A 14,186-nucleotide genomic window follows, 5' to 3' on the forward strand; every position below is an offset into this window, starting at 1 on the left:
ATCCATGCAGGTAACGCGCCGCCGCCGGGTCGCCGAGAACGAGCAGTTCGTCGTTCTCGGCAGGTCCGTCAGCCGCCGGGCAACGCTGGTCACCGCATGCGTCACGGCTCTGGCCGTGGCCGCCACCGGCACTGCTTTCGCAACAACGCGCCAGTTCGGCACCGAGCATGTGGGCCAGGTCACCGCCAAGGGTGAGGTCATCTCCAGCGATCAGTACATAGCTCCGTACGGCAGCCGTCTGGTCATCAACGACGGCAAGATCATGTCCTCGTCGGTCAGCCCGGACGGCGGCCATCTCGCGGCCGCGGTCGCGGACGGCGACGCGGCACTGGTTGTCGTGAACCTGACCACTGGTCAGGTTCAGCAGCGTGTCGGCAGCGCCGCGGTGGACGACCTGCACATCAGCAGCGGCGCCGTGGGCCAGGAGGGCCCGACCTACTCGCCCGACGGCTCGCAGCTGTGGCTGGGTCAGGTCGACGGCTACACCAAGTTCACCGTGGGGGCGGACGGCACCCTTTCCAACCCGACGACCGTCGCGATCCCGGTCGACGGGGTCAAGCACGCGCTGGTGGGCGCGGCGGTGTTCTCGGCGGACGGCTCCACCGTGTACTCGGCCGTCAACGGCCAGAACCGGGTGGTCGCCATCAACGCCGCGACCGGCGCCATCGAGCAGAGCTGGGCGGTGGGCAACGCCCCGCGCGGCATCGTCCAGGTCGGCGGCAAGCTCTACGTCAGCAACGAGGGCGGGCGTGCGGCGCAGGCCGGGGACTACACGCTCAACTCCTACAACACCCAGGTCCCGGCCAGCCCGGTGACCGGCGCCACCACCACCGGCACGGTCAGCGTCATCGATCTGGCCGACCCAACCGCCGCCGTCCGCAGCATCGATGTCGGTCTGCACCCGACCGCCGTGTACGCCAAGCAGGGGGCGGTGTTCGTCACCGACACCGCCAGCAACGACGTCTCCGTCATCGACACCAGGCGCGGCAGGGTCGTGCAGACCATCGCCACCCAGCCCTGGCCGGAGGCGACGGTGGGCTACGAGCCCGACTCGGTGACGCTGACCGACGACGGGCACCTGCTGGTGACGCTGGGCCGTGCCAACGCGGTCGCCGTCTACCGGTACACCAGGCCGCAGGAGCCGGTCAGCTATGTCGGTCTGCTGCCGACGGACTACTTCCCCGCGGAGATCACCACCGTGGGCAGCAAGGTGGTCGTCTCCAACACCCGTGGTATCGACGCCCTGCGACCCACCACCGCGGCCGGCCACGACACCCACGACACCACGTCCAGCCTGACGCAGTTCACCCTGCCCAGCGACAGTGTCATCAGGTCCCAGACCGGCAAGGTCTTCCAGCAGAACGGCTGGACCAACGGCTCGGTCAAGCTGGCCGACAACGGCTACGGGGGCAGCAAGTCGAAGCCGGTGCCGGTCCCGACGCGGATCGGGGCCCCCTCGACGATCAAGCACGTCTTCCTGATCGTCAAGGAGAACCGCACCTACGACCAGGTCTTCGGCGACATGGCGCAGGGCAACGGCGACGCCGCCCTGGCGCAGTTCGGCAAGAACGTGACGCCGAACCAGCACGCGCTGGCCACGCAGTTCGGGCTCTACGACAACACCTACGACATCGGCACCAACTCCGCCGAGGGCCACAACTGGCTGATGCAGGCGGACGACCCGGAGTACACCGAGTCCTCGGCCGGTGCGTACCTGCGCAGTTACGACACCGAGGACGACGCGCTGGGCCACCAGAAGTCCGGCTTCCTGTGGACCGGCGCGCAGGCGGCGGGCAAGACCGTGCGGGACTTCGGCGAGTTCCAGCAGTTCCTCACCAAGCCGGCCACCGCGAGCTGGCAGAACCTGTACTGCGACGCCAAGACCATGGCCGCGACGGGACAGAACACCGCCTACACCCTGAACTCGTCCTCGCCGATCCCCTCGCTCAACAGCGTGTCGGTGCCCGGCTTCCCGAAGTTCGACACCAGCGTTCCGGACCAGTACCGGTACCAGATCTGGAAGCAGGACTTCGAGAAGAACGGTCCGGCGAACCTGAACATGTTCTGGCTCTCCAGCGACCACACCGGCGGCCCGGCGAGCCCGGCCGCCCAGGTCGCCGACAACGACCTCGCCACCGGCAAGATCGTCGACGAGATCTCGCACAGCCCGTACTGGAAGGACTCGGCGATCTTCGTGGTCGAGGACGACTCCCAGGCCGGCCTCGACCACGTCGACGGCCACCGGACCCCGATCCAGATCATCAGCCCCTACGCCCAGCACGGCGTCGTGGACGACCACTACTACACGCAGATCACGATGGTCCGCACCATCGAGCAGATCCTCGGGATCCACCCGATGAACCAGAAGGACAGCGCGGCCACCCCGATGTCCGCGGCCTTCACCAGCAAGCCGAACTACACGCCGTTCACCGCGCTGCCCAACACCACCTCGCTGACCGACGGCCTGGCCACGCCGCCGAGCTGCGGCGTCGACACCCCGGCGCCTCAGGATCCGCACGCGGCGGCCGTGCCTGCGACGACCGCCCCGCCGGCCTCGGAGAAGGCGGTCGCGGCACAGTGGGCCAGCTGGAAGTCGAAGCAGCGGCTGACCGGAACCAACGCGGTGCCCGACTACGCCAACCCCGCCCAGATGAACCACCTGACCTGGTACGAGACGCACAACTGGAAGACGCCCTACCCGGGCGAGACCACGATCTACGCCCCGAACAACGTGCCCGGCGCGTACATCCCCGCCTCCGGCACCGACGGCTGACCCGGCCCGACCGCCTCAACGGCCCCGGGGCCGGCGCCAGTCGCCGCCCCGGGGTGTCCGGGATCCACCGTCGTCCTCGACCCCGGTGTGCCTCTCGCCGCTGTCGACCAGGGCCTGGGACATGCCGGTGTACAACGCGTCCTGATCCACACCGAGCCGCATCAGGATGCTCCGCTGAGCGGGAGTGGGAGCCACGACGCGCACCGCGACGCCGTGAGCCCGGCCCTGTCGTCGGGTCTCATTGATCAGCGCCACGCCGGGGCTGTCGATGAACTGGACCGGGGACAGGTCCAGGATGACCGCCCTGGGCCGGGGGCTGCATGCCCACACCCTCCCCTTGATCGGCGCCCTGACCTCCGCGATATGGATGCTGTCGACGACAGGTGGCAGGGCCAGGATCACGCACGCCCCCACACTCTGAATTCGTAGGCACATGGCCTCGTCCTCCTGCGATGCGGGTAACCTCAGTGACCCCACCAGCCTGACGCGTCGACAGGTGCGACTGTCCACCTGTTCGTTGAGCATCACTCGGTCGGGCGGGTTCGCGCGTCCGTGGACCCGCCCCCGCCGTGCGCCGGTGCGCCCCCAAATATTCCGGCGGCTGACCATCACACCTCAGCGAAGGGGCTTCCGGCCAGTGGCTCGGCGGCCGAAGCGGCGCCCTCCATGCTCCACTCCAGCGGGCAGCCGCCGTCGGCGCGCAACCGCAGCCGCAGCCGCACTGATCGGGCCGGGCCTTCATCGGCGCCCACCACGGACCCGCGTAGTGCTCATGGGCGTTGATCCCGGCCTCGGCCTTGCGCCAGTCGTGCGCAGGGGCCGGGCAGTTCCAAACCTATGCGGCTTTCTGCTGTCGCTGGCTGTTCTGAGGCGGCGTTAAGGTCGGCTGATGGGTGTCCGAAGGCGGGGTTGGTGTGCTGTTCGGCGGTGTGGGGGACGGCCTCCGCACCTCGGACCGGAAGAAGGACACCGATGCGCTCCAAGACCCGAATCGCGGTCGCCACCCTTGCAGTTGTTCTCCTGACCGGCGGCAGCGTTGCCGCCGCCGAGGCCTCGAACTCGGCCTCCCCGAGCCCCAAGCCGCCCGCCGCCTGCGTCGGCACGGCGCCCTCGGACGTGGGCAAGGGCAAGCAGCCCGTTGTGAAGCCGGGCACGCCCGACCCGCAGATCAGTGCGGCCCTCGCCAGGATCCTCGGGGTGAGCCAGGCGCGGGCCACCGCCGTTCTGGAGCGGCTCGACGCCATCTCGCAGGCCTCCGGTCACGGTGTCGAGGTCACCGATCCCGGGTTCCGCTCGCTCGCGGCATCACTCGGGCTGACGCCCAGTCAACTCTCGCAGGACCTGGTGCGGATGAAGCAGGCCCTGCGCACCGCGATGCCGGCTCCGTCCGGCTCCGCGCCCGCGAAGGGCTGACCGTGGGTAGGCCGGCCCGGAGCACAATGGGCTGATGCGGATCCTGGTGGCCGACGACGACGCGGCCGTAAGGCGCTCCCTCGGCCACGCCCTCCGCCGCGACGGCTTCGCGGTCACCGAGGCGGCGGACGGCACGGCCGCGCTCGCGGGCGTCGCCGAAGCGCGGCCGACGGCGATCGTGCTGGATGTGATGATGCCCGAGCCGAACGGGCTGGAGGTCTGCCGGATCCTGCGCGGGCGCGGGGACGAGACCCCGATCCTCATCCTGACCGCCCGCGACCTGGTCGCCGACCGGGTCGCCGGGCTGGACGCGGGCGCCGACGACTACCTGGTCAAGCCGTTCGCGCTGGACGAACTGCGGGCCCGGCTCCGGGCGTTGCTGCGGCGCGGCTCGCGGACGATGGAGGCGCGCGAGCTGCTGCGCTACGCCGACCTGGAGCTGGACGCCGCGCAGTGCCAGGTCCGCCGCGGCGGTCGGCTGCTGGCGCTGACCCGCACCGAGTACGCGCTGCTGGAGCTGTTCCTGCGCAACCCGCGGCGGGTGCTGGGCCGTACTGCGATCTTCGAAGCGGTCTGGGGCTATGACTTCGGGCCGGGATCCAATGCGCTCTGGGTCTACATCAGCTACCTCCGGGGAAAGTTGGAGGCGGAGGGCGAGCCGCGGCTGATCCAGACCGTGCGCGGGCTCGGCTATGTGCTGCGGGAGGAGCCGTGACCGGAGGGGTCGTGACGCCGTGAGCCTGCGGAGCCGCGTCGCGCTGGCCGGCGGACTGGTGGTGGCCGCGGCCCTGTTGCTGGCCTCGCTGGTGCTCTATCCGGCGGCCGACCACGATCTGCACGACCAACTCGACAGCACCCTGGTGTCCACCGCGGCCAGCACGCCCAAGTTCAGCCAGGCACTGAAGCAGAAGATCTCCCAGTCCGGCGGCAGCCTCCCCGCCACCGGCGTGCTCGTCATCGGCGACACGCTGGTCCAGTTCCTGCCCGCACCGGTGCAGCCCGGCACGGCGGAGCTCGCCGACATCACCTACCAGGACACCGCCGTCGCCGCGGGGAACGCCCCCGCCTACTTCAGCGACGCCGACTACCAGGGGCGTGTCTATCGCGTCTACACGTCCCGGTTCGAGGGCAGCGGCGGCACACTGGTCCGCGTCGCGAAGCCGCTGTCGGACGCCTTGAACTCGCTGCACCGGCTGGAGTTGCTGCTGGCCGGGCTGATCCTCGGGGGTGCGCTGACGGCCGCATTCGCTGCCCGGATGCTGGCCGGACGGTTGCTGCGTCCGGTCGGCCGACTGACCGAGACCGTCGAGCAGGTGACGGTCACTCAGGATCTGACCGCCGGTGTGGACGGCGGTCTCACCGGCATCGGCGGCCGCGACGAGATCGGCCGGCTGGCACGCTCGTTCTCGGCGATGATGGGCGCGTTGGACGGCTCGGTCTCCGCCCAGCGCCAGCTGGTCGCGGACGCCTCGCACGAGCTGCGCACCCCGCTGACCAGCCTGACCACCAATCTGGAGCTGCTGGTGGAGCCCGGCGGGCTCGCCGATCCGCAGGCCCCGGCGCTGGTGCGGGCCGCGCTGGAGCAGAGCGGGGAGTTGAAGCGCCTGGTCAACGACCTGGTCGAACTCGCCCGCTACGGCCAGGCGGAGACCCACACCGAGGAGGTCAGGATCGACCTGCTGGCCCAGGAGGTGGTCGACCGGGCCGGGCGGCGTTCGCCCCATCTGCGCTTCGCCGCGCGGCTGCCGTCCCGTCCCGGGGACTGCCTGGTGCTCGCCGACCCGGAGGCCCTCGCCCGGGCCCTCGGCAACCTGGTCGACAACGCCGCCAAGTGGAGCCCTGACGGCGGCGCGGTCGAGGTCACGGTCGAGCTCGCGCCGGGACGGGAACGGATCTGCTGCACCGTCACCGACCAGGGCCCCGGCATCGCCGAGGCCGACCGGCCGCTCGTCTTCGACCGCTTCTACCGCGCCACCGCGGCCCGGGCCAAGCCCGGCTCGGGTCTGGGCCTGTCCATCGTCCGCCAGATCGCGGAGACCCACGGCGGGACCGTCGCGGTGCTTCCGTCCGACCGCGGCGCGCGGCTCTGCCTGGAGCTGCCGCCGGCGCCGTCGGCTTCGTCGGGTCAGGGCAGGATGTAGGTGGCCTGGACCGGGTAGTGGTCGCTGGGGGCGTTGGTGTCCAGTTGTCCGCTGGTCCAGCCGGTCTGCGGGTCGAAGTCGATGTGCACGGTGGGCAGTGCGGCCGGGACCGGGCGGGCGCCGTCCTGGAGGTAGCCGAGGTAGTCCAGGTCGTCCTGGTAGCTGCTCGGGAAGGACTCGATGCCGGACATGTACTGGCACCAGGAGGAGACCGGGCAGTCCATGGTGTGCAGGGTCTGGGACGAATCCAGCGCCGGGCTGCCGAGGACGCCGCCGACGGCGGTCTGGGCGTTGGCGTAGTCGCCGCGGGAGGCGCCGCCGTAGTACTCGACGTTGAGGTCGCCGCCGATCAGGACCGGCGCGGAGGTGCCGACGATCTGGTTGGTCCAGGTGCGGATCTCACCGAGCTGGGCCAGCCGGGTCTTCTGGGTGGTGCTGGTCGAGGTCCCGGACTGGTCGGCCTGCAGATGGGTGCCGACCACCCAGGTGTCGGTGCCGTTCACGTCGATCTCGGCCAGGGCCGCGCCCTTGTTGGCGTTGTAGTCCCAGGTGCCCGAGGTCGAGTTGCTGAAGATGTGCGCGTACTGGGCCACGATCGGGTACTTGGACAGGATCAGCGTTCCGCCGTTGATGACGAACGGGGAGTTGGAGCAGGCGCCGCTGATGCCGGTCCAGCCGCCGCCCGAGCAGACCTTGCCGACCACCGGGGTGGCGTACGGGTAGAGGTCGGCCAGTGCGGACGGGATCTGCGCGTCGGAGGTGTTGTTGAACGCCTCGTCGAGGATGACCACGTCGGCGTCGTGCTTGCGGATGACCGCCTCGACGGTGGGGGTGCGTCCGGCGGCGTTCTCCTTCTCGACCGTGTCGACCAACGCGGTGCCCAGGTCCACGTTCCAGGCGAACACCGACAGCGAGGCCGTCGTGGCCGTCGCGGTGGCGGCGTGGGCCGGGGCGGCGGCGAGGCCGGCGACGGTGATCGCAGCCGCGACCGCGTGACCGAGCCGACGCGCTGAGATGCTGGGGTTCATCGGGACTCCAAGCGTCATCTTGTCTGGACAAGTGAAGGACGAGAAGGACGCTAGAGGGTCGATGGGCAAAAGGGAATACCCGCCAGTAACCAACTGATGCACGCTCAATGACCCGTCTGGTCAGGGAAGATGAACGTTGGGTGGCGGCGCTGTGCCATGTGGCGTCGGCAGGGGCGGCGGGGGAGTGCCCGCCGCCCCTGTGTGCGGTCTGTGTGCTGCGCGCCCTGGGCGGTGTCAGCCGGTGTAGCCGGCGAACATCTTGGAGAACTCGTAGGGCGTCTGGGTGATGTTGGTGCACTGGGACAGTCCGCCGGTGCAGGCGTTGGCGTCCCGGGTGACCTCCCAGAACGCCAGCTCGCCGAGGTGGTCCTGCTTGGCGAAGGCGATCAGCTGCTGGGCGTCGGCGAGGCCGAAGACCTCGGTGGGGTTGTCGTTCTGACCCAGCATCGGGGTGACCCCGACCATGGCCCAGGCCTGGGCGTCGGTCAGGCCGGTCCAGACCTGCTTGATCTGCGCCTGGGTGGACTGCGCGGACTGGATTGCGTAGGCGCCCATCTTCCCGGCAGGTGAAGGCGCGGCCGAGTCGCCGAAGTCCATCGCCATGACGTTGACGGCGTCCACCACGACTCCGGCGTTCTTGGCGGACTGCAGGATGTAGACGCCGTCGGTGGTCAGCCCGTTGGGCAGCACCGGCAGCGTCAGGGTCACCTTGAGCGCCCGGCCCTTGGCCCGCTGGGCCGCCTGGACCTGGGCGATGGCCGCGGACCTGCGGTCGACCGAGGCGTGGTCGGCGACCGCGGCGCCCTCGATGTCGAAGTCGATGCGGTCCAGCGCATAGGCGTCGACCACCTTCTGGTACTGCGCGGCCAGGGCCGCCACGGTGGTGCAGGACTGGGCGAGTTCGGTGCCGTTGGCGCCACCGAAGGAGGGCCGGACATCGCCGCCGGCCGCCCGGATCGCGTCGAAGTCGGCCTTCTCCCATCCGGACGCCGGGTCGTAGGCGCCGAACCAGCTGGCGGTGCAGGCGGTGCTGCCGTTGATGAGGAAGCCCAGCGAGAACTGCTTGAGCCCGGTCGCGGTCGCGATCGCCGGCAGGCTGGGCGTGGGCCAGGCGCCGAGGTCCACATAGGGCGCGGCGGCGCCCGGGACGCTGCCGCTGCCGGCCACCCCGGTCACCGCGGCCGAGTGCGCCGACTCGTTGCCCGCGGCGTCGAACGCGGTGACGCTGACGGTGTGGCTGCTGCCGGCCAGCAGTCCGGTGAGGTTGGCGGTGGCGCCGGTGACCGTCGCCACCACGGAACTGCCCTCGTAGAGGCGGTATCCGGCGACGCCGACGTTGTCGGTGGACGCCTTCCAGGACAGCGCGATGCTGCCGGGTCCGGTTCCGCTGACGGCCAGTCCGGTCGGTGTCGACGGCGCGACCGTGTCGGCGGGGACGCCCTGGCAGGGCTGGTTGTTGATGAGGCAGTCGGCGGGCGGGGTCTGGGTGGCGCCGGTGGAGATGTCCATCCCGACCACATCGGCGGTCGCGCCCGGGGCGAGCGGGCTCGCCCAACTGGGCGCGGTGATCGTGTAGACGTTGCCGGAGTGGGTGAGGGTGCCGTTCCAGACGCTGGTGACCGCTTCGCCGGTGGGGAGGTCGAAGACGAGGGACCAGGTGGTGACGGTCGCATTGGTGTCGTTGGTGATGGTGTAGCCGCCCTCGAATCCGCCCTGCCAGCTCTGGGTGACCGCGAAGTTCGCGATCAGCCCGGTGAGTCCGGAGGCGGCGTGGGCACTGGCCGGGACCAGCAGCCCCGCGGCGGCCAGGGCCGCGGCGGCTGCGGACGCTGTGGCGACGGCTCCGGTTCTGGCCGTGGTGAAGGGCATGGCGAGACGCCTCATCGGCGTTCTCCTCAGCGTGGGGGCAGCACAGGTCATGTGCTGCTGAGGTGTGTGGGGGCGTTCAGCCGCGGCCCTCACACGATGGTCCAGACCATTGCCCGGCGTCAAGGGAATGGCCTGGACCTGACACCACGACCGGAGCTCTCAGACCAGGCTGCGGAGCGCCGACGGGTGGTACGCGTCCAGCTCGTCGAAGCGGCCGGCGAGGACCTTGGCGGCCCACTCCGGATCCTGCAGCAGCGCGCGGCCCACGGCGACCAGGTCGAACTCCTCGCGCTCCAGCCGGTCCAGCAGGTCGTCGATGCCCTTGACCGGGGCGCTCTCGCCCTGGAAGCCGCGGATGAAGTCGCCGTCCAGGCCGACCGACCCGACCGTGATGACCGGCTTGCCGGTGAGCTTCCTGGTCCAGCCGGCCAGGTTCAGGTCCGAGCCGTCGAACTCGGGCAGCCAGTAGCGCCGGGTGGAGGCGTGGAAGGCGTCCACACCGGCCGCGGCCAGCGGGGCGAGCAGCGCGTCGAGCTCGGCGGGGCTGTCGGCGAGCCGGGCGTCGTAGTTCTCGGACTTCCACTGCGAGAAGCGGAAGATCACCGGGAACTCCGGCGAGACCGCGGCGCGGACCGCGGCCACGATCTCGGCGCCGAACCGGGTACGGGCCACCGGGTCGCCGCCGTAGGCGTCGGCGCGGCGGTTGGTGCTGGACCACAGGAACTGGTCGATGAGGTAGCCGTGGGCGCCGTGCAGCTCGACACCGTCGAAGCCGATGCGCTCGGCGTCGGCCGCGGCCCGGGCGAAGGCCGCGACGACCTCGTCCAGGTCGTCCTGGGTCATCGCCTTGCCGGCGCCCTCGGTGCCGTCCAGCCGGATCCCGGAGGGGCCGACGGCCGGGGCGTCCGCGAACGGGGGCTCGCCCGGGTTGCGGACCATGCCGATGTGCCAGAGCTGCGGGACGATCCTGCCGCCCGCCGCATGCACGGCCTCGGCGACCTTCGCCCAGCCGGCCAGCTGCTCCTCGCCGTGGAAGCGCGGGACGCTGTCGCTCTGCCCAGCGGACTCGTGGCCCACATAGGTGCCCTCGGTCACGATCAGTCCGACGCCGCCGGCGGCGCGTCGGGCGTAGTAGGCGGCCACGGCCTCGCCCGGGACGCCTCCCGGCGAGAACTTCCGGGTCATCGGGGCCATCACGATCCGGTTCGGGACGGTCAGCCCGCCCAGGGTGAGCGGCCTCGACAGGAGCTGGGCCGCGCGGGCGGCGGAGGAGCTGAACGGACTGGCGGGGCTGGAGGGACTGACGGTCACGTGCGGAACTCCATGAGTAGATGGCGCGGAAACGGCTGTGGCGTTGCTCTCAACCGCACCGGGGGCGGCCGCATTCCAGCGTTGCGGGAACCGCCCGGCGGCACCGTTGCCTGCCGAATGTCCGTTATAAGCCCTATGTGAACCCTGGCACATTCCATTGCACCTGGGCGAACCGCCTGCCTAGCCTGCTGTCTCCGCCGCACGCGGACCTCGCCACCGGGACGCCGAATCCTGTCCACCCGGTCGCAGGCACTCGAAACGCTCCACGGGCAGGAGCGGGGGACCCAGGTCAGTCGCCGGTCCCAGCGCCGCCACAGGCGCGATCCGGCTCGGGGTGAAGTCGCGCCACGCGCGACCGGGCATCCTCGTGCCCCAACCCGACAGCTCACCTCGCAGGCGTCGCAGAGGAACTCCGTCATGCGCATACCTGCCCCTGCCTCCGCACGCCTCGGCGCGGCCGTCGGGATGGCCGGCGCCGCCGCGCTGGCCGCCGTCTCGCTCGCCACCCCGGCCCAGGCCGCGACCAGTGTCACCCAGGACCGGCTCACTCCCACCTCGATGACCGCAGGCACCGCGACGACAGCCAAACTCACGGTGCACTCCACCAGCTGCTTCACCGCCAAGACGCTCGGCGTAGGCGTCCGGGACGCGGCCGGCGACAATCTGGACTTCCCGGGATCGCATACGAACGTCCGGATCTGCCCGAGCGGGGTCTCCATCACCACCGGCAGCCGTACGCTGCCCGTCGGGACCTACACCGAGTTCGGTTTCTGGCAGGACAGCGCGGGCACCTGGCACAACCTCACCTCGAAGACGCTGAAGGTCACCGCGGCGGCCAGCAGCACGCCGACCGCGACTCCCACCGCGACGCCGACCGCCACGCCGACTGCCAGCAGCACGCCGAGCACCGCCGCCCCGATCGCCGGGAAGTCCCTGACCTGGTCGGACGAGTTCAACAGCCCGATCTCCTGGGGCTCCCGCTGGGTCGGCAGCACCAGCAGCTCGTACGCCTACGGCACCCACAACCCGAACGACAACAAGCTCGACTGGCTCGACCAGAACGACGTCAGCGTCGCCAACGGCGTCGCCACCTTCACGGCGCAGCCGTCCTCGCACACCCTGGAGAACGGCAAGCAGGCCTGGACCACCGGCATGCTCACCACCGAGGGCTCGAACGAGGGCTTCCAGGTCAAGACCGGCGACTACGTCGAGACCCGGGTCAAGCTGCCGTCCGCCGCAGGCGCCTGGCCGGCCCTGTGGACCTGGAAGAACGGCAACGGGGAGATCGACTCCTTCGAGTACCACCCCGACAACCCCAACCTGCTGGAGCTGACCAACCACGTCACCTCGGGGCAGAACTACTACACCAACGCCTCGGCGGTGGCCCCCGACAGCTGGGTGACGATCGGCACCTACTACGGCGCGAACTCGGTGGACTGGTACGTCAACGGCGCCAAGGTCTACTCGGACGGCTCCGGCGTCGGCGCGAACTGGTCCGCCTACCTGATCCTCAACCTGTCGATCAGCGCGGGCCAGTACCACCCGGCCCCGACGTCCACGAGCCCGATCACCTTCTCCGCCGACTACATCCGGGTCTACCGCTGACGACCCTTGCGGCGGCGATGCCCGCCGCCGGTCCCGGCTCCGGTCCCGGTCTCGGCCGCTGACCTGCGGCGGTTGCGCACCAGCAGGGTGGCGCCGGTCGCCAGCAGGGCGGCGGTCGCGCCGGCCATGCCGAGGGTGGGCATGGAGCTTCCGGTCTGGGCCAGAGCGCCGGACGCGGTAGCTGCCGGGCTCCCGGCCGACGTCGCCGCTGCGGTCGCTCCCGTGCTCGGGCTCGCGCTCGCGGTCGGGTGCGCGCCGGCGGTTGCCTGCGGTGCTGTCCCGGTCGTCCAGCCGTGTCCGGCCGGGGTGGCCTTGTCGGTGAGGGTCAGTGAGCCGGTGCCGGTCTTGTTCAGGGTTCCGCCGACGATCCGGCCGCTGAAGACGGTGGACTCGGCCGTGTCCACGGTCAGGGTGTTGCTGCCGAGCAGGATGGTGCTGCCCTGGACGCCGGACAGGCTCCGGACGGTCTGGTCGCCTGCCTTGCGCAGGTCCAGGACGGCCCCCGGCCGGGTCAGGTCGACGCCGCTGCTGGTGGCGAGACTGCCGCCGGCGACGGTGAGGGTGCCCGCGGAGACGGTGGTGCCGCCGGTGTAGGAGATCGGGCCGGTCAGGGTGGTCGTGGCGGAGCCGGCCTGGACGAGGGAGCCGGGGCCGCTGATCCGGGACAGTGAGACGGCCCTGCCCGCGTTGCGGACCACCAGGGTGCCCCGGTCGTCGACGGTGTCCGAGGCGGTCCCGGTGAGCAGGGCGGAGTCACCGCTGGCGGCTCCGGTGCCGAGGGTCAGCGTGGCGCCGGCACCGATGGTGGTGGTGCCGTGGTAGTTCATCGGCGTCGCGAAGGTCACCGCGTTGCCCGGCTGGGCCACCAGGCTGACGTCGCTGTACGCGGGGGTGCTGAGCGAGTTGTGGTAGACGCCGCCGGATATGGGCGTGTCCAGGGTGACCGGCCCGTTGTAGTCAAAGGCCAGCGTGCCGTTCCTGTGGATGTTGATGTAGGAGTTGGCGGGGGTGGCCGGGAGGAAGAACCGGCTGCTGGTCCCGTCGCCCCACTGGACGTGCGCGCCTTCGATGTTGACGCCACGGGTGTTGGCGTTGCCCACGGACGTGCTGCGGTTGAGCGCCGGGTCGCTCAGCGAGGGGTTGCTGGGCACTCCCTGGTCCGCGTAGCTGTACACCCCGCTGACGATGACCAGTCCACCCCTGGCCGTGTGGAAGTTGATGTCGTTGCCGTAGTGGTCCTCGTAGAAGTTCTGACGCAGCCTCAGGGTGTAGTCGTACGGGGTGCCGATGATGGCCGAGCCCTCGTTCACGACGGCCTTGGCGTCGGGCAGTGACAGCGGGTACCACGGTTTGGCGAGCGCCATTCCGGTGCCGTTGTAGATGACGCCGCTGAACGGGTGCGTACCGGCCAGGTCCAGGGATCCCCAGGTGAAGCGCGGCTGGAGGATCAGTCCCGAGCCGCTGATGGTGCCGAGGTTGTAGTTCCGGTTCACCGTCTGCAGCACCAGCGTGCCGTCGACCCGGATGTTGTCCTCGTTCAGCGCGTATCCGGGGGTGCCGTAGGGGTAGTGGCCGATGATGCCGGTGGAGCCCGTGCCGCTGTACTGCAGGGTGGCGCCGCGGCTGACGATCACGGCCGGTTCGTCGGGGTCGGTGACCGTGGTCACCGGATGGGCGGCCTTGGTGGTGGTCACCGTCTGGTGGCGGCGCGACGCGGGCAGGGTGAAGTCACTGTCCTTGGTGAGCACGAGAGTTCCGGAGCCGGTGGGGGCGTTGACGGTGAGCGTTCCGGTGCCGCTGATGACGCCGTTGTAGGTGGTCGTCCCGGCGGGGAGGTTCACCACCGCGTCGCCGGTGAGGGTGACGTTCTGCCCGGCCCGGATCGCGGCCGTGATGTCGGTGGTGGCCGCCGAGGCCTGCAGCTGCGAGGCGAGGAGCGGAGCGCCCACGGCCGCGAGTGCCACCGACCCGGCGACCACGACCCGGCCGCGGCGAATCCGGTGTGCGCCAGTCTGCTTGCTCATGTGCCGTTTCTCCCGACGGTCG

The 14,186-nt window shown here is 70.7% G+C and carries 11 protein-coding genes and 1 riboswitch; of the genes, 5 read left to right on the plus strand and 6 right to left on the minus strand.

Going from position 1 to position 14,186, the window contains the following annotated elements:
• Nucleotides 1-4 precede the first annotated feature (4 nt).
• The gene (locus ABH941_RS26595; protein WP_370132035.1) at nucleotides 5-2,773 is read left to right on the plus strand and encodes a phosphoesterase; all 2,769 of its coding nucleotides are present in this window, start codon (nucleotides 5-7) and stop codon (nucleotides 2,771-2,773) included.
• A gap of 15 nt (nucleotides 2,774-2,788) precedes the next feature.
• Here the strand turns inward: ABH941_RS26595 and ABH941_RS26600 are convergent, their stop codons facing one another.
• Entirely contained in the window at nucleotides 2,789-3,208 is a 420-nt protein-coding gene (locus tag ABH941_RS26600; RefSeq protein WP_370132036.1) for an STAS domain-containing protein, read from the minus strand.
• A gap of 173 nt (nucleotides 3,209-3,381) precedes the next feature.
• Complete coding sequence (locus ABH941_RS26605) at nucleotides 3,382-3,525, minus strand: hypothetical protein (RefSeq protein WP_370132037.1); 144 nt, start codon at nucleotides 3,523-3,525, stop codon at nucleotides 3,382-3,384.
• A gap of 220 nt (nucleotides 3,526-3,745) precedes the next feature.
• On the opposite strand from ABH941_RS26605, the gene ABH941_RS26610 reads away from it, so the two are divergent.
• From ABH941_RS26610 to ABH941_RS26620, 3 genes are read left to right on the plus strand one after another with little or no spacing between them, the layout of a single operon-like run.
• On the plus strand, nucleotides 3,746-4,186 hold the full coding sequence (locus ABH941_RS26610; protein WP_370132038.1) for a hypothetical protein: 441 nt from the start codon (nucleotides 3,746-3,748) through the stop codon (nucleotides 4,184-4,186).
• Nucleotides 4,187-4,220: 34 nt separating this feature from the next.
• Nucleotides 4,221-4,901 (plus strand): response regulator transcription factor, encoded by a 681-nt coding sequence (locus ABH941_RS26615; RefSeq protein ID WP_370132039.1) that lies wholly within the window; start codon nucleotides 4,221-4,223, stop codon nucleotides 4,899-4,901.
• 19 nt (nucleotides 4,902-4,920) lie between these two features.
• Entirely contained in the window at nucleotides 4,921-6,327 is a 1,407-nt protein-coding gene (locus tag ABH941_RS26620; protein ID WP_370132040.1) for a sensor histidine kinase, read from the plus strand.
• Here ABH941_RS26620 and ABH941_RS26625 read toward each other — a convergent pair.
• From ABH941_RS26625 to ABH941_RS26635, 3 genes are all read right to left on the minus strand, one after another.
• On the minus strand, nucleotides 6,312-7,355 hold the full coding sequence (locus ABH941_RS26625; protein ID WP_370132041.1) for a sphingomyelin phosphodiesterase: 1,044 nt from the start codon (nucleotides 7,353-7,355) through the stop codon (nucleotides 6,312-6,314). The two genes, ABH941_RS26620 and ABH941_RS26625, sit on opposite strands and share 16 nt — an antisense overlap.
• Nucleotides 7,356-7,589: 234 nt before the next feature.
• A complete protein-coding gene (locus ABH941_RS26630) occupies nucleotides 7,590-9,239 on the minus strand; it encodes a cellulose binding domain-containing protein (protein ID WP_370132042.1) in 1,650 nt (549 codons plus the stop codon).
• 144 nt (nucleotides 9,240-9,383) lie between these two features.
• Nucleotides 9,384-10,535: an NADH:flavin oxidoreductase gene (locus tag ABH941_RS26635; RefSeq protein WP_370132043.1), complete on the minus strand. Its 1,152-nt coding sequence runs from the start codon at nucleotides 10,533-10,535 to the stop codon at nucleotides 9,384-9,386.
• 249 nt (nucleotides 10,536-10,784) lie between these two features.
• Nucleotides 10,785-10,947, plus strand: a riboswitch (cyclic di-AMP (ydaO/yuaA leader).
• A 5-nt stretch (nucleotides 10,948-10,952) separates the two neighbouring features.
• On the opposite strand from ABH941_RS26635, the gene ABH941_RS26640 reads away from it, so the two are divergent.
• On the plus strand, nucleotides 10,953-12,140 hold the full coding sequence (locus ABH941_RS26640) for a hypothetical protein (RefSeq protein WP_370132044.1): 1,188 nt from the start codon (nucleotides 10,953-10,955) through the stop codon (nucleotides 12,138-12,140).
• Here the strand turns inward: ABH941_RS26640 and ABH941_RS26645 are convergent.
• Entirely contained in the window at nucleotides 12,131-14,164 is a 2,034-nt protein-coding gene (locus tag ABH941_RS26645; RefSeq protein WP_370132045.1) for an autotransporter-associated beta strand repeat-containing protein, read from the minus strand. The two genes, ABH941_RS26640 and ABH941_RS26645, sit on opposite strands and share 10 nt — an antisense overlap.
• Between the last annotated feature and the right edge of the window lie 22 nt (nucleotides 14,165-14,186).

Source organism: Streptacidiphilus sp. EB103A (assembly GCF_041261405.1).
In the GTDB taxonomy this organism is placed as follows: Bacteria; Actinomycetota; Actinomycetes; order Streptomycetales; family Streptomycetaceae; genus Streptacidiphilus.